The organism is Yoonia sp. D2-7, assembly GCF_055809435.1.
In genome coordinates, this window is record NZ_CM147912.1 from 1,707,578 (window position 1) to 1,727,749 (window position 20,172).

Consider the following 20,172-nt stretch of genomic DNA (forward strand, 5'->3'; position numbering starts at 1 on the left):
GGTCGCTTCGCACCAGAAGCACCGTCCCAGCAATTGACCTAGACGCCAAGAGTGTTAGACGGACGACTTACCTTTGAGAGATGTGAAAACGCTATGAACCTTTTTGCTGATATCCGGACTGTTGTGATGGACAGTCTTGACGCGCTTGTTGCTGACGGCACTTTGCCGGACGGTTTGTCCTCGACCAATGTGTCTGTGGAACCGCCACGAGACGCAGCACATGGTGATATGGCGACGAACGCCGCGATGGTTCTGGCGAAACCTGCCAAGATGAACCCGCGGGCGATTGCCGAAGCACTGGCTGGCAAACTGACGGCTGATGCGCGGATTGCGTCGGCAGAGGTTGCAGGTCCCGGTTTCTTGAACATGCGGTTGAACGCGGATGTGTGGCAGGGCGTGGTGAAGGCCGCGTTGACTGATCCGTCCTACGGCAAGTCCGATCTGGGTCAGGGCAAAAAGATGATGGTGGAATATGTGTCCGCCAATCCGACAGGGCCTTTGCACGTTGGTCATACGCGGGGCGCTGTGTTTGGCGATGCGCTGGCGACGCTCTTGTCCTACGCGGGCTACGACGTCACCAAAGAATACTACATCAACGATGGCGGCGGTCAGGTCGACGTGCTCGCGCGGTCTGTGTTCCTGCGGTATCAAGAGGCGCACGGCCAAGAGGTTGCGTTCGAGGACGGCACTTATCCGGGTGATTATCTGATCCCGGTGGGTGAGGCGTTGAAAGAAAAAGTTGGCGACGCGTACCTCGGGAAGTCAGAGGATATTTGGCTGCAAGACGTTCGCGAATTCTCCACCGAGAAAATGATGGACCTGATCCGTGACGATCTGGCGTCTTTAAACGTCGAGATGGACAACTTCTTTTCCGAAAAATCGCTTTACGGCACGGGCCTGATTGAATCCGCGATTGCGGAGCTCAAGGACAAGGGCCTGATCTACCAAGGCACGCTTGAACCACCAAAGGGCAAAATGCCTGATGACTGGGAAGCACGTGAGCAGACCTTGTTCAAATCCACCGACTTTGGCGATGACCAAGACCGGGCTGTTCAGAAATCTGACGGGGCGTGGACCTATTTCGCGCCTGATATTGCGTACCACTATGACAAGGTGAAGCGCGGCTATGACGCGCTGATCAACGTTTTCGGGGCGGATCACGGCGGCTATGTGAAGCGGATGAAAGCGGCTGTGTCTGCGCTGTCCGATAACAAGGTGCCGTTGGATATCAAGCTGACGCAGCTTGTGAAGCTCTACAAAAACGGTGAGCCGTTCAAAATGTCGAAACGGGCAGGGACGTTTGTGACCTTGCGCGATGTTGTGGATCAGGTGGGCGCAAGCGTCACACGGTTCCACATGCTGACCCGTAAAAACGACGCGCCGCTGGACTTCGATTTCGCGAAAGTGCTGGAGCAGTCCAAAGACAACCCTGTGTTCTACGTGAACTACGCCTATGCACGGGTTAATTCAGCCAAGGCGAAGGCAACTGCGTTTGCGGACGTGTCAGACGCCACTTTGGCGGATACCGACCTGTCCGGTCTCACGAATGAGGCCGAACTGACTGTTGCGAAGAAACTGGCCGAATGGCCGCGTTTGGTGGAAATTGCCGCCAAGGGACACGAGCCGCATAAGATTGCGTTCTACCTCTATGAGCTCGCGTCAGACTTCCATGCGCTCTACAACAAAGGCAACGACGATGTGTCGTTGCGCTTTGTCCAAGAGGGTGACGTTTCGACAACACAGGCGAAAATTGCGCTGATCAGCGCCGTTTCTGTTGTGATCGTGGCTGGGTTGGGTATTCTTGGGGTTACTCCTGCGGAAGAGATGTAGATCAACTGCACCGTCGCGGGGGCGAGCAAACTCTAGATGATCAGTCCCCGCCTGACTTGGCTTGGCGGTAAGCTGGCGCGAGGCAGGTATGGCGATTTACGACGAGCGGGATCAGTCCCAGTCTTTTGTGCAATCCGGTTCACTGGTGAACTACGCAGGTGCGGCGGTATCGCTGGCCTTGGTCGTAGGCGTGAGCGTTTGGGGCTACCAATTGATCATGCGCGACGTGTCCGGCATCCCCGTCGTCCGCGCGATGGAAGGGGCGATGCGTGTCGCCCCGCAAGCACCGGGCGGCGAGATCGCATCTCACGCTGGTTTGTCCGTGAATGACGTAGCAGGAATAGGCGAGGCCGCAGGGCCGTCCGATAGCCTGCTGCTGGCACCTGCCACACCGGGACTGGCCGAAGAAGATTTACGGGTTGAGCCGTTGGCCGAAGCGGGCGAAGTTCTGCCCGCAGCGGACGAGGCCCCATCCGAGACACAAATTCCGACAGCGCTTGAAACCGCCGTGACAACTGACACGGAAGAGCCGCTGACGACCGAAGGCATTCTTGCGCTGGCCGATCAGATCGCAGGCACCGCCGCGCCGCTGACCGCTTTAGCTGACGGCGAAGACGTGGCACCAACCGTCACGGTTGATGGTACCGAGGTTGCGTCCGCACCTGCCGTTGATCCATCTGTGCCGGGTGTTTCGACATCCTTGCGCCCAACTGTACGACCGCGCCGTGCCACACCTGCTGCGGTGACGACAACAGCGCCAGCCGCTGCTGCACCACAGGTTGCAGATACCAGCACAGCTGTTGCTGCCGCACTGGCCGAGGCCGCTATTGCAACTGATGGCGCATTGCCTGTTGGCACGAACCTCGTGCAGCTTGGCGCGTTCCCGTCCGCCGATACAGCCGCCGCGGAATGGACACGTATGTCGTCGCTTTTTTCTGACTACATGGGCGACAAAACCCGCGTGATCCAAGAGGCATCAAGTGGCGGCAGCACGTTCTACCGTCTGCGCGCCAGTGGCTTTACTGAGGCTGCGGATGCCCGCCGTTTCTGTGCCACGCTGCAGGCTGCAAACACGGATTGTATTCCGGTCGTCGTACGCTGATGCGCAACGGTGCCACGATCCTCGCGCCCGCGGGGCTGCGCCTGTCGGCGTGGGAAAAGACGTTCTTTCGCGATGCGGACCCTTGGGGATTTATCCTGTTCGCCCGCAATGTGGATACGCCGGATCAACTGCGGTCACTGACAGCCGAATTGCGCGACAGCGTGGGCCGCGACGCTTCGATTATGATCGACCAAGAAGGCGGTCGTGTGCAGCGTTTGCGCGAACCCCATTGGGCCGAATACTGGCCGCCGTTAGACCAAGCGGATCGGGCGCAGGACCCTGCCAAAAGCTTTTACATGCGGGCCCGCTTGATTGCCGCTGAATTGCGTGACGTGGGTATTGATACAAACTGCGGGCCGACCTGCGACATTGCATCAGACGAAACGCATCCGTTTCTGCAAAACCGCTGCATGGGCCGCAACCCAGAGACGGTAACGGAAAACGCGCGTGCGGTGGCGGATGGGTATCTTGCCGGTGGTGTCCTGCCGATTATCAAACACATGCCGGGGCATGGGCGCACGACGGTGGACAGCCACCTGAACCTGCCGACCGCCAACGCGGAACTGCTGGAAGCCAGCGCATGGGATTTCGCACCGTTCCGCGCGTTGAACGATCTGCCGATGGGCATGTCCGCGCATATGGTGTTTCCCGAAGCTGGTGAACTGCCTGCCACCCAGAACCCAGCATTGATCGAAATGATCCGTGTGGATATCGGGTTTGACGGGCTTTTGATGACTGACGATATCTCGATGGAGGCTTTGTCGGGCAGCATCGCTGAACGGGCCGAAGTGTCGATTGTAGCGGGCTGTGACGTGGCTTTGCACTGCAACGGCGACGAGAACGAAATGATCGCTGTCGCAGCGGCCGCAGGCAAAATGACCGATGCCGCGCAAACCCGCGCAGATCGCGCGCTGACATGGCGAAAAGACCCTGATCACATTGACATTTCAGCGCTCAAAGCGGACCTTGCAGCCCAACTTGGCTGAAGGCACAGATGAGCGATACAGATACCTCTGAACCCGACCTGATGAGCGTCAGCGAACGTGTGGCCGCTGAAGCGCTGATCGTGGATGTGGGTGCGTATGAAGGGCCGCTGGACCTGCTGTTGACGCTGTCGCGGACGCAGAAGGTAGATCTGCGCCAAATCTCAATCCTTGCTTTGGCCGAACAATATCTGGCGTTTGTCGAGAAAGCCAAAGAACTGCGGCTGGAATTGGCTGCTGATTATCTGGTGATGGCGGCGTGGCTCGCGTTTCTGAAATCGCGGTTGTTGCTCCCCCCTGATCCAACCGAAGACGGACCATCGGGCGAAGAGCTTGCCGCGCATCTGGCGTTCCAGTTGGAACGGTTGGCTGCCATGCGTGAAGTTGCCGCAAAGCTGATGGGCCGCGACCAATTGGGCCGTGACTTCTTTGCGCGTGGCATTACCGAAGATGTGCAGCGCGTGCGCAAAGTCACCTATACCGCAACGCTGCTTGATCTGATGCAAGGCTACGCACGGATCAGAACGAAGGACGATTTCCGGCCCTTTGTGCTGGACCGCGCCCATGTGATGACGATGGAACAGGCGCTGGAACGGATGCGCGGTATGATCGGCTTTGCGGGCGACTGGACTGATTTGCAAAGCTATTTTCCCGACGGCTGGGACGCGGACGCGGTGCGCACGCGATCATCCACTGCGGCGACCTTTGCGGCATCGCTGGAACTGGCCAAAGAGGGCAAAATTGAAATCCGGCAGGGCGAGATTTTCGCGCCGATCCAAATCCGAAAAAGGCTACCCCGTGACTGACGACACAATGAACGAAAGCCTGTTCGAGGCGCCCCCCATGGCCGAACAGACCCGCATGGTCGAAGCGATCCTGTTTGCGACCGCCGACCCCGTGTCGATCAAGGAACTGACGGGGCGGATGCCGCACGGTTGCAATCCGGCAGAGGCGCTGGTGCATGTGGGCAAACGGTACGAAGGGCGGGGCGTGCATCTGGTCAAGATCGAAGACGCCTATGCGTTCCGGACGGCACCTGACCTTGGCTATCTGATGCAGAAAGAAACGGTCGAGGTGCGCAAGCTAAGTCGCGCTGCGATCGAGACCCTCGCGATCATCGCCTACCACCAACCCGCGACACGGGCGGAGATCGAAGAAATTCGGGGGGTTAGCGTTTCACGTGGGACGATTGACCAGTTGATTGAACTGGAATGGGTGCGGCTTGGCCGCCGCCGGATGACACCGGGCAGACCGGTGACGTTTGTGGTGACGGCAGGTTTCCTCGACCACTTCGGGCTAAAAAACGCGCGTGACCTGCCGGGGCTGAAAGAGCTGCGGTCCGCTGGGTTGCTGGAGAACCGACCACCACCGGGGACGGGGGATGTTGACGGTGATGACGAAGATGACGGGCAGGAAGAGCTGTTTGAGGAGTGAAGACAGATAAAGATACTCGGGGCGGGAATTCCGTACTTGGTGCAGCCAACGGAACCCAGTAGCTCTTCACTCAGTCGCTTTCCTTTGAAGGGTTTCCAAATTCCTGCGTAGAGGCAGCGATATGGTTCTGACGTTTAGGTTTCTATGCTGCTAATGCTGTCAAACGCGACCAGTAATTTATTAGGAATGCTTGCATGAGATTTCCGTCGCGGATTCGTTTTTATTCATTCTTATACATTTTTGTACCGCTGCTCATGTTGTCTGGCTGCGTTGCGCTAGACGACCCTTTGCCAAGATTTAAACTTTTCATAAGTGATATTTTTCGTCTGCAATTGGATGGAGAAGAGGTTCTTAGTAGGCGTTGGGATTTTGACTACGGAAACGAACCGCCTGCGGAAAGAAGTGCTCAGCGCGCTGTAAGGCTGAGCGAAAAATTCCTCCCTGGTGGTCAAGGCCTTACTTGTGATGAGGTCGAGCTTGGCGGCTATGATGACTGGCTTGTTGGAGCTCGTCATGCGGCAGAGGCACGTAGAAATGCCCGAAACAACACGGTCACGTCCGATATGAATTGGCCGAATTTCTGGGTATGGTATTCGCCGGTCCTAGTCGTCGAAAGGAACCGCAGGTCATTCTTTCAAATTTTGCGATCCGCTACCTTTGATGTTGCGATCTTCGGAACGGAAGATAATATTCTTCAACTTGTCGATAGTGTAAGCAATCAGGTCTCAGGGGAAACACTGGCAGATGTACTTGCATTTAATGAAGGGACTTATCGCCGACTTTACGATTTACAACTCGCGGACAAGTCATTTGTTATTTCTGACTTAAGAAACTGCGGCAATATTCAGACGTTTACACTGACTGTGCAGTAACCTGTCGACCTGACCCAAAATGCTTCGACAGCTTCAGCCCTTGCCCCTGATAGTTCGACTTGATCTCGCGCCCGTACAACGCGTCGGGCATTGCTGCCATGTGCTCGTATACCAACCGCCCTACGATCTGGCCGTGTTCCAGCACGAACGGGGCCTCGTGGCAGCGTACCTCTAGCACGCCGCGCGACCCTGATCCGCCTGCCTCTGCGTACCCGAACCCCGGATCGAAGAAGCCTGCGTAGTGGACCCGAAATTCGCCCACCATCGCGATATAGGGCGCCATTTCGGCGGCGGCCATGGGCGGGATCACGATGGCCTCGTTACTGACCAGAATGTAGAATGCGCCCGGATCAAGGATGATCCAGCCTTTGTCGGTGCGCACTTCCTCCCAATACTCGGCAGGGTCGTAGTGCGCCAGTTTGCCCAGATCGATGACGCCTGTGTGCGGTTTGGCGCGGTAGCCGACCAGATCGGTGCCGTCGGGGCGCAGATCGACCGAGAACCCGAGCCCGTCCGAGATGACCGCGTCACCATCGACAATCGGGGTTTTGGCATGCAGCGCCCGCAGCGCGTCGTCGTCCATGATCGTTTTGCCGTTGCGAAAAATGATCTGGTTCAACATCTGGCCCGTTTGGGCGACGACAGAAAATGAACGCGGGCAGATTTCAACGTAAAGCGGGCCAACGTAGCCTTCGGGCACACGGTCAAATTCGATCCCGTGGTCGGTGATCACCCGGGTCAACAGGTCTAAACGTCCGATGGAAGATTTGGCCGATGCGGCGGCGGTCATACCAGCCGGCAGGGCGAGGGATTCGATCAGCGGGACGACGTAGACGCAGCCTTTTTCCAGTACAGCACCGCCTGTCAGGTCGATTTCATGCATCTGGAACAGGTTCAGGCGATCCGCAACCGTATGGTCGTGGCCTGCAAGAAACGACGCGCGGACACGGTAAGCCATATTGCCAAGACGCAGATCAAGCGACGCTGGCTGGATTTGGCCATCAGCCACTTCCGCAGAGGCCGCGATTTGTCCCGCATCCAGCATCGCGCGGATTTGGTGATCGGCTAGAACGCCCGGCTGTGGTGTCTGTGTCATATCGTGCCTCCCAAGCGGCGTATTATATCAAAACGCCCGCCACGCAAAAAGCGGGACGGGCGGTTATGATTGGTCGGGCTAGCAGGACTCGAACCTGCGACCTTCCGTCCCCCAGACGGACGCGCTACCAGGCTGCGCTATAGCCCGACTGCGTGTGTATTTACCGCAATTCCCACGCGGGGCAAGCGCGAAATCGGGCTGCTGCATCGGTTGCTTACCAAGGATGGCGCATCTCGTCGCGCAGTTTGGTCAGCTGATCTAGCAAAGGTGCAATCTTCGCCGCATTCGCCACCACCCGCTGTGGTTTGGCATGGACTACAGACGCCAAACACCGCGCTGGCAGGTCGGACCGTGGCATTGGATTTGCTGGCAGATCTACCTTGGGTTTGGCTAAGGACGACAAAGCGGTGATAGGGTCTGCTGTCTGCGTATCGGTATTCGCTGATGGATTAGGGGCAGGGGATGCGGATGGAATTTCAAGCTCTTCGAAGTCATCAGCCGGTTGTTCGTTTGATGCGACAGGTTCGGCTGGTGTATCCGGTGCCCGCTTTGCACTGATGATCTGCAACTTGGGTTTGGATTGCTCTTCAGGCGTCGCCGCGGCGACCGGTGCCGTAAACATTTCAGTTTGCGATTCATCTTCGGCTTTGAGTATCTCGGAGACCGCTTTTGCAGCAGCCTCTGGAGGTACTTCGACGTGAGACTGTGGCATGGTTTCTAATGGGCCATCGAGGCCTTGGCCGATACCCACGACGTGTTTCACGCCCTTTTCGCGCAGCAGTTTTTGTGCGCCTTTGATGGTCATGCCCTGATCGTGCAGCAAATGCTTGATCCCCGCGAGCAAGGATACGTCGTCGGGACGGTAATACCGCCGACCACCAGCCCGCTTGACGGGCTTGATTTGGCTGAATTTGCTTTCCCAAAACCGCAGCACGTGGGCAGGGGTTTCAAGCACGTCTGAAACTTCCGAAATGGTCCGGAAGGCATCGCGTGATTTGGCCATGGCAGTAGCCTCTTGTTAAGGTGTCGTGGTCGCGTTTAGCGTTTGTTGCCGGACGCGACGCGATCTTTCATCAGATGTGATGGACGGAATGTCAGAACGCGGCGTGGGTGGATCGGGACTTCTTCGCCGGTTTTTGGATTACGACCGACGCGGGCCGCCTTGTCGCGGATCGAAAATGTACCGAAAGACGAGATTTTGACTGACTTACCGGACACCAAGGCATCGGAGACATGTGACAAAACGCTTTCAACCAAATCCGCACTATCGTTACGGGACAAACCCACTTCACTGTGCACGGCCTCAGCAAGGTCCATGCGCGTTAATGTCTTATCAGCCATCGTATCCCCCTGTTATTTCGAGGACGATAGGCGGGTTCCGTTTTCAAAGTCAATAACCACGACGCCTAGGTCGCTGATTGCGCGGGATTTTTCTACCAGCGTAGAACAACCGCGCCCCATGCCAGACCGCCACCAATTGCCTCGGACACGATCATATCACCTTGTTTGATTTGACCATTTTCGACGCCAACTGATAGCGCCAACGGGATGGATGCAGCGGATGTATTGCCGTGATCTTGGACGGTTACGATGACACGGTCCATGCCAACGCCCAACTTTTTAGCCGTGGATTGGATGATCCGAATGTTGGCTTGGTGTGGGACAACCCAATCCACATCGTCTGCGCCTAGACCTACTTTTTCAAGCGCTGTATCCGCAGTTTTCGCAAGCTTTTCAACGGCATGGCGGAATACTTCTTTGCCCTGCATCTTGAGCACGCCAGTGTTCTGGGTGGACACACCACCATCGACATACAACAGGTCGCGGTAGCTTCCGTCGGAATTCAGGTCGGTGGCAAGGATACCCCGATCAGCGGTGGTTCCGTCGCCTTCTTGGGCCTCAAGAACCAATGCACCCGCACCATCGCCGAACAACACGCAGGTGGACCTGTCTGTCCAATCCATAATGCGGCTGAAAGTTTCAGCGCCGATGACCAGCACCCGATCTGCTTGGCCCGATAAGATCAACGCATTTGCATTTGTCAGTGCATAAATGAAGCCCGCGCAGACCGCCTGAATGTCAAAGGCGAATCCCTTTGTGTTGCCGATCTTATGCTGGACCATTGTAGCCGCTGACGGGAACGTCTGATCTGCCGTCGACGTCGCGACAATAATTGCGTCGATGTCGTTTGGTTCAAAGCCCGCCATTTTCAACGCGTTGTTCGCGGCCTCAGTGGCAAGATCGGATGTGCCTTGCTCTGGGAGGGCAAAGTGCCGACGTTCAATCCCGGACCGGGATTTGATCCACTCGCTTGTTGTTTCGAGTGTCTTTTCAAATTCAGAATTTGGTACGATCCGTTCGGGCAGGTAGTGACCAACCCCCCGAACCACTGCACGTCGTGTCATTGTATTGCCTGTTGCCCGTTAAGTCCGACACGTCTTATGACGTTACGTCGGTTTCATCCCGGACATCTTGGGCTAGGCTGACAGCAGAGGCAACCCGCGCCGCGAGTTTGTCTGAAAAACCTGAGCGGGCGAGGCGATATGCCAACGAAATTGCCGCAGAAACGCCGGCCGCATCCGCTGAACCGTGGCTCTTAATCACCGTATGGTTGAGCCCCAGAAAAACGCCGCCGTTCACGCCGCTTGGATCGACTTTTTTTCGCAATGCTTTCAATGCGCCGCGCGCAAGCAGCGCGCCCAGCATCGCCATTGGATTCGCTTTGAGGTTCGTGCGCAGCAGGCCTGAAATCAGTTTGGCTGTGCCTTCGCCTGTCTTCAGCGCGACGTTGCCGGTGAACCCGTCTGTGACGATCACGTCGATGCGGTCTGACGGAATATCGCCACCTTCGACGAAACCTACGTATTCAAAGTCGCCGGCATCTGCCGCACTTGCGATTAGTTCGTGCGCGACTTTCAGTTCGGCACGCCCTTTGTGTTCTTCAACACCAACGTTCAGTAGGCCAACGCGGGGGCGCGGGATGTCCATACCGTTACGCGCATAAGACGCGCCCATTAGCGCGTAGGCCAACAGATCGTCTTGGTCAGCGCGGATATCGGCACCGGCGTCCAGCAAAACGTTGAAACCTGACGGATTGTGGGATGGCCATAAACAGGCGATGGCGGGGCGGTTCACGCCCTCGGCCTTGCGCAGCCGCAACATAGACATCGCCATTAGGCCACCAGTGTTGCCACAGCTGACACACACTTGCGCTTGGCCCGCACGGACCGCTTCGATGGCGGACCACATGGATGTGTTTTTACCGCTACGCAGCACCTTGCTCGGCTTGTCGGTCATTTTCACGACGTCAGTCGCGTTATGTACCGTGACGTTGTCGGTCAGGCCTTTTGCTGCCAGCAGGGCGCTGAGTTCGTCTTCTGGACCATGCAGGATGATCTTGGCGTCAGGTTGCTTCTTTAGAAACAACGAAAGGCCCGCAACAACAGTTGCAGGCCCGGAATCGCCACCCATCGCATCAACAGAAAGCACGGTTTCAGTCGCAGTAGCCTTGGTCGGATCGGTGTCCGTTACGGCGTTCATCATGACTGAGCGGCCCCTGTCTTGGGTAATTATGCGGCGTCGTCGTCCAGATCGATTTCGTTGGCTTGCGCCACAACTTCGCGCTGTGCGTAGTGACCGCAGGACGGGCAAACGTGGTGTGGGCGCTTCAGCTCACCACAGTTGTCACATTCGTTTGGGTTCGCAGCGGAGAGTGAGTCGTGGGAACGACGGTTGTTCCGGCGGGATTTGGAAACTTTATTCTGCTGTACAGCCATTGTCTCGGCCCTTAGTTTATGGGGCTCAATGCCCGGATGTATCTGTCTTTCGGGGCAACTACGCCATTCCGGCAGCCCTGTCGAGACGCAATGTTCAAGAGCCGCGGAACATACTGCGATTCTTTTATGGTGCAAGGGGTTTGTTTGGATATTTCCAGACGGTGTTTTGCGCTGTTTTCAAAGGCCCGCAAAGCGGTGCGACACTGCGCTAGAATCGTCTGTCTTCACAAGGCGCGTCTACCTGTGCGACGCGCCTTGCTGGGTTTTTAATCCGGATCGCAGGCCGTTTGATCAACCTGCCATAGCGAACTGTTCTTTTAGTCGATGACGCTGACCATCGTGTCGCGCGATTTGCGGACTTTGCCCATCGGCAGCAGCCAGTCACCGTCTTGGTCGCGATAGCCCAGCGGCATCAGAACGACAGAGCGCAGACCGCGTTCTTTGAGCCCAAGGATTTCATCGACAGCTTCGGGCGAAAAACCTTCCATTGGTGTGCTATCAACTTCTTGTTCGGCGGCAGCGACCAGCGCGACGCCAAGCGCGATATAGGCTTGGCGCGCTGCGTGTTCATAGTTCACGTCTGCGTCGCGCGGCAGGTAGTTGGCTTTCAGATTGTCATAATATGCCCGCAACATTGGCAGATCGCCGCGCACGTCTACGTTCAGATCGACGACGGCGTCGATGCGGTCAGCGGTGTAATTGTCCCACGCCGCGAACACCAAAAGGTGTGATCCATCAGTGATTTGTGCTTGATCGCCAGATGCTTTGGCAATTTGCGCGCGCAGGTCGGGGTTGGTCACGACAAGCAGCTCGAACGGTTGCGTGCCGCTGGATGTTGGCGTCATGCGGATCGCCTCAACGATCGCGTCAACCTTTTCTTGCGGTACTGATTTGGTGGCATCCATTTTCTTGGTGGCGTAGCGCCAGTTTAGATGCTCGTTCAACGTCTTGGTCGTCATGTCGGTCTTCCCGTTGCTTGCGCCCGAAATGGGCGGTATACATTTGTAACCGGCGACCTAATAAGTACTGGGTGTTGGTGCAAGAAGGCACATTCTTTAACCTCGGTTACACAAAGGGAACCGCTATGCCCGACGAAGCGCAATGTCCCGAATGCCAACGTATCAATGAAGTGTTGTCGCGTGTCGGTGATCGGTGGAGCGTGCTGGTTGTTATTTCACTCGCGCAATATGGAACGTTGCGGTTTAACGAACTGAAACGGAACCTCGGGATTTCCCAGCGTATGTTGAGCCTGACGTTAAAACAGCTGGAAAGGGACGGTCTTGTGAACCGGACCTATCACCCGACGATCCCGCCGAAGGTGGAATACAATCTGACAGAAATGGGCGAATCTTTCCGTGAACCTGTCACCGTCTTGGGTGAATGGGCTTTGCAGAACCTGGCGACAATCGACGCCTCACGCGAAGCATATGACAATAATGTGAGCAGCTGAGGGTAGTTGTGCCGCGGCGATTCACCCTTGTTCGGATGGTTATCCGCTGCCAGTTCACATTACTCGTCGCCCTTCGCCTCTAACGCTGCTTTCAACGCTCCGAGACCTGCAAACGGCTTTGCGTCATCGTCTGTCATCGGTGTCGCGCCATCCTGTGCATAGACCGCTTCGCCCAGTTCTGCGCCTTCGGCACGTGGGAAGGGTGGTAGGGCGAGTGATAGGACCTCTGCCAAGAGCACTTCGAGATCGAGCACCGCTGGGATCGGTTCAACCGTGTCATCTTCGGGCATTTCGGCCTCGGATGCTTCGATTTCTTCGTAATCGCCGACATAGGTACGGGTCACAGGTTCGTCGATCCGCGTGACCACAGGTTCAAGCGTCACACCGCATTCTTGCACAACCGTCGCCCCCAGCGTGCCCGACAAATGCCAGTCGCGTCCGCCTTGCGGTGCGATTTCCCCATCAAGCCGAAGTTTGCGGATTTCGATGATCTGCAATTCATCCGCCAGCGCCGCGCGGGCTGGCCCATCCGGCACAATGCTGAATGTCGTCGCTTTGCGGGTAGCCAAATCAGCCATACGAAACTGTGTCGGCGCTTTATTGGTCACGGGCGTATCCATTCTTGAACAAGGAGGGGTGCATGTTGTAGGTGGAATAAAAGCCAAGAGCACCCAAAGCAAGAGGTCAGTCATGAGCAGGAACGACAGCACATCGGGTGCCTTGATGCGCCGCGTGGTCATGATGACAGGTTTGGGGCTGGCGGTGGCCTGTACGCCGATCACCCGCAATCATGGTTTTGTGCCTTTGTCTGAAGATCTGGCGCAGTTGACGGTTGGCGTTGATACGCGCGAATCTGTCATGGCTTTGGTGGGGCCTGCGACCGCTGGCGGTGTCATTGGCGAGAACACGATGTATTACGTGGCCAGCAAATTCGAACACTACGGACCTTTTGAACCGACCGAAGTCGACCGCCAAGTTGTGGCGATCAGCTTCACTGGGGCAGGGACGTTGTCCAACATCGAACGGTTTACGTTACAAGACGGTCGCGTTGTTGCGTTATCACGGCGTGTAACAGACGATGGGATCACCGATCTGACAGCGATTTCACAGCTGTTGGGGTCTATTGGCCAGATTGATGCAGGCCAGTTCTTGGGTGGGCCGTTGGGCGACGACGACATCTAGGCCTAAGCTTAAGCCTAGATGCCTTTTGTAGGGCCGACTACTTAATCGTTTTCAGGTTCGAACGTCAAAGCCACGCCATTGATGCAGTACCGCAGGCCTGTCGGGGCTGGACCGTCTGGGAAAACGTGCCCCAGATGCGCTTCGCAGCGGTTGCAATGCACCTCTGTGCGTTTCATGAAAAACTTGCGATCTTCGCTTTCGCCGACCTGTTGGGCATCGATTGGCGCATAGAATGACGGCCAGCCCGTACCGCTTTCGAACTTCGTATCCTGTTCGAACAAAGGTGCGCCGCAGCAGACACACATGTAGGTCCCTGCATCTTTTGGGAAATCTTCGTGCGTCCCTGCGCGTTCCGTGCCATGTTTACGTGTGACCTTGTAAGCAAGGTCAGAAAGTTGCGCACGCCATTCGGCGTCTGTTTTGACGATTTTATCCATGGGTTCACGATGTCCTCTTTGGTGCTGACACAAGATGTAGGGCTTAGTTCCAATTGTTCCAAGGGTTTGCTGTCTTTGGGGGGCATCACATGACTGTGGGCTTTCCAAAAGGGCGTTACGTCGCGCGGTTTGCTGCATCTGCCGCAGACGTTTTGGCCTGTCAAAGGCTGCGGCACCGCTGCTTTTTCGGAGTATCGGGCGTCGATCTGGATCAATTTGATGCCAGTTGGTCGCATCTGATGATTGAAGACGGCACAGATGGCCCACTGGTTTGCACGTTTCGGATGCGGCAGTCACCAGCTACTGCGGTGCAAGACGGGTACGCGGGGCAATTCTATGATCTGGCCGGACTGGCGCAAACGGCTGGCCCGCATATCGAAATTGGTCGCTTTTGTACGGATCCAGCGACGCCTGACCCTCATATCCTACGCGTCGCGTGGGGTGCGCTGACGCAATACGTGGACGCCTGCGAAGCCACGATCCTGTTCGGCTGCACAAGCCTGACCGGTACGGATCCGGCTCCATATGCCCGTGTCATACGGGCGTTGCAGGATCGTTATCAAGGACCACACGCATTGATGCCCGGCGCAATCGCGCCCGAGGTCATTCGTTTTGGTGAACAGATTGGCGACGTAGATCAACGCCCCATGCCGCCTTTGTTGCGGACCTATTTGGCGATGGGCGGATGGGTCAGCGACCATGCGGTTGTGGACCGGACGATGGATACGCTTCACGTGCTGACGGTTGTGGAAATCGCAAAAATCCCACCCGCACGCGCCCGCGCATTGCGCGCACTGGTTTAGATGCGAGCGACCCGCTGGGTCCGGTTGTTCCCCGACGGATAAAACAGGGGCTTGCACGTTGTCGTTTGCAGCAATAGCTGGTGGGCATGGCACGTACACCTTTACTCCAAATGTCCGATATCGCGCTGACCTTCGGCGGCGATCCTGTATTCGAAGACCTGTCGCTTGTGGTGCAACCCGGCGACCGCGTGGCGCTTGTGGGGCGCAACGGGTCTGGGAAATCTACCTTGATGAAAGTCATGGCAGGCCTTGTGGAGGCCGACAGCGGCACACGGGTCGCAGCACCCGGCGTGTCAGTGGGCTACATGGAACAAGACCCGACGATGGAAGGGTTTGCGACGCTTGGCGATTACGCTGCGAGCGGCTTGGATATTGATGAAGCCTACCGCGTGGACATGGTGGCGGAAGGGCTGAAATTTGATCCTGCGGGTGACGTGAATACGGCGTCCGGCGGTGAAAGACGGCGGGCGGCCTTGGCCAAATTGATGGCCGAAGCGCCCGAGCTGATGTTGCTGGATGAGCCGACCAACCACCTTGATATCGAAGCGATTGCGTGGCTCGAAACCGAACTGAAAACGACCCGCGCTGGTTTCGTTCTGATCTCACACGACCGTGCATTCTTGCGCGAACTCACCCGTGCAACCCTTTGGATTGACAGGGGAATGGTGCGCAGGGCCGAGCAGGGTTTTGACGGCTTTGAAGAATGGCGCGACAAAATCTGGGAAGAAGAAGACCAACAACGCCACAAGCTGAACCGCAAGATTAAAGCGGAAGCGCGTTGGGCGGTTGAAGGTATCTCTGCGCGTCGGAAACGGAACCAAGGGCGCGTGCGGGCGTTGCAGGATCTGCGGGCCGAAAAATCGGCGCAGATCAAACGGCAAGGCACGGCCGCGATGGCGTTCGAAGGCGGCAGCACGTCCGGTAAAAAGGTTGTCGAAGCTTTCGGTCTCACTAAGTCATTCGACGGCAAGCAGATCGTAAAAGATTTCGACCTGACCGTACAACGCGGAGATCGGATCGCTTTTGTGGGGCCTAATGGCGTCGGAAAAACTACACTTATCAAGATGTTGCTGGGGCAAGTTCAACCGGATGAAGGGTTGGTCAAGCTTGGCACGAACCTTGATATCGCGGTGTTTGACCAGACGCGTACGGCGCTCGATCCGGACATGACATTGTGGGACAATCTGGCCAGCGACCCTGTGCTCGGGGCGAGCGGTAAGTCCGACCAGATCATGGTGCGCGGCGCGCCGAAACACGTGGTGGGCTACCTGAAGGAGTTCCTGTTTGACGATGCGCAGGCACGCGCGCCCGTCCGGTCTTTGTCCGGTGGCGAAAAAGCGCGGCTTCTACTGGCGAAATTGATGGCGCGGGAAAGCAATTTCCTCGTGCTTGACGAACCGACAAACGATCTGGACATCGAAACGCTGGACCTCTTGCAAGACATCCTTGGCGACTATCCGGGCACCGTTCTGCTCGTCAGCCACGACCGTGATTTCCTTGACCGGACGGCGACCACGACCATCGCAATGGAAGGCAACGGACAGGCTGTCGTCTATGCGGGCGGTTGGACGGATTACCGCGAACAGCGCGGAGCGGACACGCCTGACGCGCCGAAATCTGTGGGCAAGCAGCTGTCCAGCAAAGGTAAACAAGGCCAAGCGGTTGCGCGCAAAACCACGCTTTCGTTCACCGAAAAACATCGGCTGGAAGAACTGCCAAGTGTGATCGAACGGATTACAGCGGAAATTGACAAGCTGACAGAATTGCTCGCCGATCCTGCGCTTTTCACAGACAACCCTGTGAAATTCCAAAAAGCGACCGACGCGCTTGTCGCACGTCAGGCCGCCTTAGAAGATGCTGAAGAAGAATGGCTGACGCTCGAGGAAAAAGCGTCTTGATTCTTTTGGCCCCCAATATCCTGGGGGGTGCGGGGGGCTAGCCCCCCGCCTGATCGGCGGCGTTAGCCGTCGAAATCAACTTCTTCCATGATCCGCAATGCGGCGGCGCGGTGGCCTGCAATTTCCGTCAGATCAGTCGTGTCTGCAGTCACAGGACCCCAGCTTTCGACCAGCTCGGACAATGGTGCGCCGTCCAGAACAGGGTATTCAAAGTTCAGCTCTGCGTAGATCGACTGTGCCGCTGGCGACACGAGAAATTCCATCAGTTGCAGCGCTTCTTCTTTGTTTGGTGCGGCTTGCGTCAGCGCGATACCGGATACGTTCACGTGTGACCCGCCATCTTCGAACTCTGGGAACACCAGACGGACAGCGTTGGCCCATTCGGTCTGCTCTTCGTTACCCAGCATTTTACCCATGTAGTAGGTGTTGCCCAAAGAAATGTCGCATTCGCCAGCCCAGATTGCTTTGACTTGTGCGCGGTCGTTGCCTTCTGGTTTGCGTGCAAGGTTGTCTTTCACGCCAGCGGCCCAGTCTTTTGCGCCGTCTTCGCCAAGGTGTGCGATCATCGCGGACACAAGTGCGAGGTTGTAGTTATGCAGACCGGAACGTGTGCAGATGCGGCCTTCCCATTTGTCGTCGGCCAGATCTTCGTATGTTGTCAGTTCGCCGTCTGCGACGCGGTCACGGGACGCATAAACAACGCGGGCCCGTGTTGTCAGGCCAAACCACTGGTTATCTGTGTCGCGCAGGGCCGCTGGAATGGCAGTGTTCAGCACGTCGCTTTCAACAGGTTGAACAACGTCAGCATCAACGATTTGTTTCAGGTTCGCGATGTCGACAGTCATCACCAGATCAGCTGGGGACCGTGTGCCTTCGGCTTTCAGGCGCTCAACCAGACCGTCATCAACAAAGGCGAGGTTCACAGCAATGCCGGTTTCGGCGGTGAAGACGTCCATAACAGGCTGGATCAGCTCTGGTTGGCGGGTGGTGTAGATGTTGACGTCTGCAAGGGCGGGTGCCGCGATTGCGAGGGTAGATGTTGCCAGAAGGCAGGTACGCAGTGACATTGGAAAGCTCCGTTATTTGATGTCGCCCATAAAGCCGACTATTTTAGTCGGGTCAATACCTGAATTATTTAGTCGGATACATTTTTTGCGCGTTTTTCCGCCAGTTTCGCAGCGTCCCAAAGCGCATCCATTTCAGCCAAATCGCTGTCCTTTGGTGTTTTGCCACGTGCTTCCAGTGCGTCCTCAACGGCCTCAAAACGCCTTTGAAATTTGGCGTTTGCGGATCGCAACGTTTCTTCGGGATCAAGTTTGAGGTGCCGTGCGAGGTTGGCGACGACAAACATCAGGTCACCGAATTCTTCTGCGACCTCTGCGTCGGTCAATGTATCGCGGGCTTCAACCAGTTCAGCCGATTCTTCTTTGATCTTGTCGATGACATGTGACGTATCCGGCCAATCGAAACCCACGCGCGCAGCACGGTTTTGCAGTTTCACAGCCCGTGTCAGGGCAGGCAGGCCCACGGCCACGCCGTCCAACGTGCGTGTTTGCGCCTTGGCACCGCGTTCCGCCGCTTTGATCTTTTCCCAATCGGCGGTTTGTTGTGCCGCCGATTTGTCCCGCGATTCGTCGCCAAAGACATGGGGATGGCGGGCAACCATCTTGTCTGAAATCGCCTTCACGACGCTATCAAAGTCGAAATGTCCTGCCTCGGACCCCATTTGTGTGTGGTAAACCGTCTGAAGCAACAGATCGCCCAGTTCGCCTTCGAGATCTGCCCAATCGCTGCGGGCGATCGCGTCCGCGACTTCATAGGCTTCTTCAATTGTGTAGGGCGCTATGGTGTTGAAATCCTGTTCGATGTCCCATGGACAGCCTGTGTCTGGGTTCCGCAGGCGGCGCATGATTTCCAGCAGCCGTGGCATCCCGCCATTTGGATCATGAATAAGGGTATCGTCCATTGCCAGTGCCTCTCGGTTAGGATCAACTACGACCATATTGCCCCTAACGACCGAGTACCACCTATGCCTGTTATCAACCGGATCGCCGACTTTACGCCTGACATGACTGCGTGGCGGCAACATTTGCACCAGCATCCCGAACTTGTGTTCGACTGCCATCAAACGGCGGCGTTTGTTGTTGAAAAGCTTCGGTCATTTGGGATCACAGACATCCACGAAGGTATCGCAACATCGGGTGTTGTGGCGATCATCGAAGGGCAGGGCGACGGCCCGACGATTGGTCTGCGCGCGGACATGGATGCGCTGCCGATGGATGAGGTCACAGGGCTCGATTACGCATCCAAAGTGGACGGTGCGATGCATGCTTGCGGCCATGACGGCCACACGACAATGCTGTTGGGTGCTGCAAAGTATCTGGCTGAGACAAGCAATTTTCGGGGCCGTGTCGCGCTTGTGTTTCAGCCCGCCGAGGAAAGCATCGGTGGCGCGCAGGTGATGGTAGAGGAAGGTATTTTGGACCGCTTTGCCATCGATGAGATTTACGCGCTTCATAACTTGCCAGGTTTGCCTGTCGGGCATTTCCAAACGGTCGCTGGACCGATCATGGCGGCTGTTGATACGGCGACGATCACGGTTCAGGGGCGCGGGGGGCATGGGGCGATGCCACATGACACGGCCGATCCGGTCGTCGCCGCTGTGTCGATTGTGCAGGCGATCCAGACGATCCTGAGCCGGAACCATTATGCCTTTGATCAATTGGTGATTTCGGTGACGCAAATTCACACAGGGTCCGCCGATAACGTGATCCCTGATACGGCATGGATTCAAGCGACGGTGCGCAGTTACGACAAAGACGTGCAGGCGATGGTGATCCGGCGGCTGGAAGAGATTTGCGCGGGCCAAGCGGCGAGTTTTGGGGTGGAGGCAACGCTCGATTATGAAATCGGGTATCCGGCGACGGTGAATGATGCAGAAAAGACCGCGTTTGCCTGCGACGTGGCGCGCGAGATTGCGGGGGACGCCGCCGTCAATGGCGCGGCGAGCCCCGAAATGGGCGCCGAAGATTTTGCCTACTTCCTCGAAAAACGCCCCGGTGCCTATTTGTTTGTGGGGAACGGCGGTACGGCAGGGTTGCATCATCCAGCCTATGATTTCACTGACGAGGGTGCGGCGCATGGGGCATCGTTCTTTGCGCGTCTTGTGGAAACCGCACAGCCGGTGGTTTGATCCGGATGTGCGCGTGCCGCGCACGACATGTTTCGGTTGCTCATGTCTCTGCATGGGCTGTCCGCAGTCGCGCGCGGCGCATGTCTTGACCGCGCAGCGTTGCCAGTGTCAGGTGA

The 20,172-nt window shown here is 56.8% G+C and carries 22 protein-coding genes and 1 tRNA gene; 11 read left to right on the forward strand and 12 right to left on the reverse strand.

Going from position 1 to position 20,172, the window contains the following annotated elements; all coding sequences use genetic code 11:
- Positions 1-93 precede the first annotated feature (93 nt).
- The 6 genes from argS to AC0L7R_RS08300 all read left to right on the forward strand — a co-directional run bounded on the left by argS (position 94) and on the right by AC0L7R_RS08300 (position 6,221).
- Positions 94-1,830: an arginine--tRNA ligase gene (gene argS / locus AC0L7R_RS08275; RefSeq protein WP_473660218.1), complete on the forward strand. Its 1,737-nt coding sequence runs from the start codon at positions 94-96 to the stop codon at positions 1,828-1,830.
- A gap of 88 nt (positions 1,831-1,918) precedes the next feature.
- Positions 1,919-2,932 (forward strand): SPOR domain-containing protein, encoded by a 1,014-nt coding sequence (locus tag AC0L7R_RS08280; RefSeq protein WP_473660220.1) that lies wholly within the window; start codon positions 1,919-1,921, stop codon positions 2,930-2,932.
- Positions 2,932-3,918, forward strand: a complete 987-nt coding sequence (locus tag AC0L7R_RS08285; RefSeq protein ID WP_473660222.1) for a glycoside hydrolase family 3 N-terminal domain-containing protein — start codon at positions 2,932-2,934, stop codon at positions 3,916-3,918. The genes AC0L7R_RS08280 and AC0L7R_RS08285 overlap by 1 nt, the downstream gene beginning before the upstream one ends.
- Before the next feature lie 8 nt (positions 3,919-3,926).
- Positions 3,927-4,721 (forward strand): segregation and condensation protein A, encoded by a 795-nt coding sequence (locus tag AC0L7R_RS08290; protein ID WP_348107208.1) that lies wholly within the window; start codon positions 3,927-3,929, stop codon positions 4,719-4,721.
- 7 nt (positions 4,722-4,728) lie between these two features.
- Complete coding sequence (scpB, locus tag AC0L7R_RS08295; RefSeq protein WP_473660381.1) at positions 4,729-5,349, forward strand: SMC-Scp complex subunit ScpB; 621 nt, start codon at positions 4,729-4,731, stop codon at positions 5,347-5,349.
- 194 nt (positions 5,350-5,543) lie between these two features.
- Positions 5,544-6,221, forward strand: coding sequence for a hypothetical protein (locus AC0L7R_RS08300; protein ID WP_473660224.1), 678 nt, complete (start codon positions 5,544-5,546; stop codon positions 6,219-6,221).
- On the opposite strand, the gene AC0L7R_RS08305 is transcribed toward AC0L7R_RS08300, so the two are convergent.
- The 8 genes from AC0L7R_RS08305 to AC0L7R_RS08340 all read right to left on the reverse strand — a co-directional run bounded on the left by AC0L7R_RS08305 (position 6,202) and on the right by AC0L7R_RS08340 (position 12,052).
- Positions 6,202-7,317: a 2'-deoxycytidine 5'-triphosphate deaminase gene (locus AC0L7R_RS08305; RefSeq protein WP_473660226.1), complete on the reverse strand. Its 1,116-nt coding sequence runs from the start codon at positions 7,315-7,317 to the stop codon at positions 6,202-6,204. The genes AC0L7R_RS08300 and AC0L7R_RS08305 overlap by 20 nt on opposite strands.
- Before the next feature lie 70 nt (positions 7,318-7,387).
- Positions 7,388-7,464: transfer RNA gene (locus AC0L7R_RS08310), tRNA-Pro, on the reverse strand.
- A gap of 67 nt (positions 7,465-7,531) precedes the next feature.
- Positions 7,532-8,320, reverse strand: a complete 789-nt coding sequence (locus tag AC0L7R_RS08315) for a MerR family transcriptional regulator (RefSeq protein ID WP_473660228.1) — start codon at positions 8,318-8,320, stop codon at positions 7,532-7,534.
- A 35-nt stretch (positions 8,321-8,355) separates the two neighbouring features.
- Positions 8,356-8,658: an integration host factor subunit alpha gene (gene ihfA / locus AC0L7R_RS08320; RefSeq protein ID WP_473660230.1), complete on the reverse strand. Its 303-nt coding sequence runs from the start codon at positions 8,656-8,658 to the stop codon at positions 8,356-8,358.
- 92 nt (positions 8,659-8,750) lie between these two features.
- Complete coding sequence (locus AC0L7R_RS08325) at positions 8,751-9,722, reverse strand: beta-ketoacyl-ACP synthase III (protein WP_247128895.1); 972 nt, start codon at positions 9,720-9,722, stop codon at positions 8,751-8,753.
- A gap of 34 nt (positions 9,723-9,756) precedes the next feature.
- Positions 9,757-10,860 carry a phosphate acyltransferase PlsX gene (plsX, locus tag AC0L7R_RS08330; RefSeq protein WP_473660232.1) on the reverse strand — a complete coding sequence of 368 codons (1,104 nt, stop codon included), beginning with the start codon at positions 10,858-10,860 and terminating at the stop codon, positions 9,757-9,759.
- A 26-nt stretch (positions 10,861-10,886) separates the two neighbouring features.
- Positions 10,887-11,093 carry a 50S ribosomal protein L32 gene (gene rpmF, locus AC0L7R_RS08335; protein WP_247128893.1) on the reverse strand — a complete coding sequence of 69 codons (207 nt, stop codon included), beginning with the start codon at positions 11,091-11,093 and terminating at the stop codon, positions 10,887-10,889.
- A 317-nt stretch (positions 11,094-11,410) separates the two neighbouring features.
- Positions 11,411-12,052, reverse strand: a complete 642-nt coding sequence (locus AC0L7R_RS08340) for an NAD(P)H-dependent oxidoreductase (RefSeq protein ID WP_247128892.1) — start codon at positions 12,050-12,052, stop codon at positions 11,411-11,413.
- A 125-nt stretch (positions 12,053-12,177) separates the two neighbouring features.
- Here AC0L7R_RS08340 and AC0L7R_RS08345 point away from each other — a divergent pair, with 125 nt between their 5' ends.
- Positions 12,178-12,543 carry a winged helix-turn-helix transcriptional regulator gene (locus tag AC0L7R_RS08345; protein WP_473660235.1) on the forward strand — a complete coding sequence of 122 codons (366 nt, stop codon included), beginning with the start codon at positions 12,178-12,180 and terminating at the stop codon, positions 12,541-12,543.
- Positions 12,544-12,602: 59 nt separating this feature from the next.
- Here AC0L7R_RS08345 and AC0L7R_RS08350 read toward each other — a convergent pair whose 3' ends face one another.
- The gene (locus tag AC0L7R_RS08350; protein WP_473660237.1) at positions 12,603-13,151 is read right to left on the reverse strand and encodes a YceD family protein; all 549 of its coding nucleotides are present in this window, start codon (positions 13,149-13,151) and stop codon (positions 12,603-12,605) included.
- A gap of 82 nt (positions 13,152-13,233) precedes the next feature.
- Here AC0L7R_RS08350 and AC0L7R_RS08355 point away from each other — a divergent pair, with 82 nt between their 5' ends.
- Positions 13,234-13,725, forward strand: a complete 492-nt coding sequence (locus AC0L7R_RS08355) for an outer membrane protein assembly factor BamE domain-containing protein (RefSeq protein WP_473660239.1) — start codon at positions 13,234-13,236, stop codon at positions 13,723-13,725.
- Between the two features lie 41 nt (positions 13,726-13,766).
- Here the strand turns inward: AC0L7R_RS08355 and msrB are convergent, their stop codons facing one another.
- Positions 13,767-14,162, reverse strand: coding sequence for a peptide-methionine (R)-S-oxide reductase MsrB (msrB, locus tag AC0L7R_RS08360; RefSeq protein WP_473660241.1), 396 nt, complete (start codon positions 14,160-14,162; stop codon positions 13,767-13,769).
- 89 nt (positions 14,163-14,251) lie between these two features.
- Between msrB and AC0L7R_RS08365 the strand changes: the two genes are divergently transcribed.
- Positions 14,252-14,965, forward strand: a complete 714-nt coding sequence (locus tag AC0L7R_RS08365) for a GNAT family N-acyltransferase (RefSeq protein WP_473660243.1) — start codon at positions 14,252-14,254, stop codon at positions 14,963-14,965.
- Between the two features lie 86 nt (positions 14,966-15,051).
- A complete protein-coding gene (locus AC0L7R_RS08370; protein ID WP_473660245.1) occupies positions 15,052-16,863 on the forward strand; it encodes an ATP-binding cassette domain-containing protein in 1,812 nt (603 codons plus the stop codon).
- A 62-nt stretch (positions 16,864-16,925) separates the two neighbouring features.
- Here the strand turns inward: AC0L7R_RS08370 and AC0L7R_RS08375 are convergent, their stop codons facing one another.
- Both AC0L7R_RS08375 and mazG read right to left on the reverse strand, forming a co-directional pair.
- A complete protein-coding gene (locus tag AC0L7R_RS08375) occupies positions 16,926-17,930 on the reverse strand; it encodes an extracellular solute-binding protein (protein ID WP_473660247.1) in 1,005 nt (334 codons plus the stop codon).
- A 68-nt stretch (positions 17,931-17,998) separates the two neighbouring features.
- The gene (gene mazG / locus AC0L7R_RS08380; protein WP_473660249.1) at positions 17,999-18,829 is read right to left on the reverse strand and encodes a nucleoside triphosphate pyrophosphohydrolase; all 831 of its coding nucleotides are present in this window, start codon (positions 18,827-18,829) and stop codon (positions 17,999-18,001) included.
- A 63-nt stretch (positions 18,830-18,892) separates the two neighbouring features.
- On the opposite strand from mazG, the gene AC0L7R_RS08385 reads away from it, so the two are divergent.
- On the forward strand, positions 18,893-20,056 hold the full coding sequence (locus AC0L7R_RS08385) for an amidohydrolase (RefSeq protein ID WP_473660251.1): 1,164 nt from the start codon (positions 18,893-18,895) through the stop codon (positions 20,054-20,056).
- Positions 20,057-20,172 lie beyond the last annotated feature (116 nt).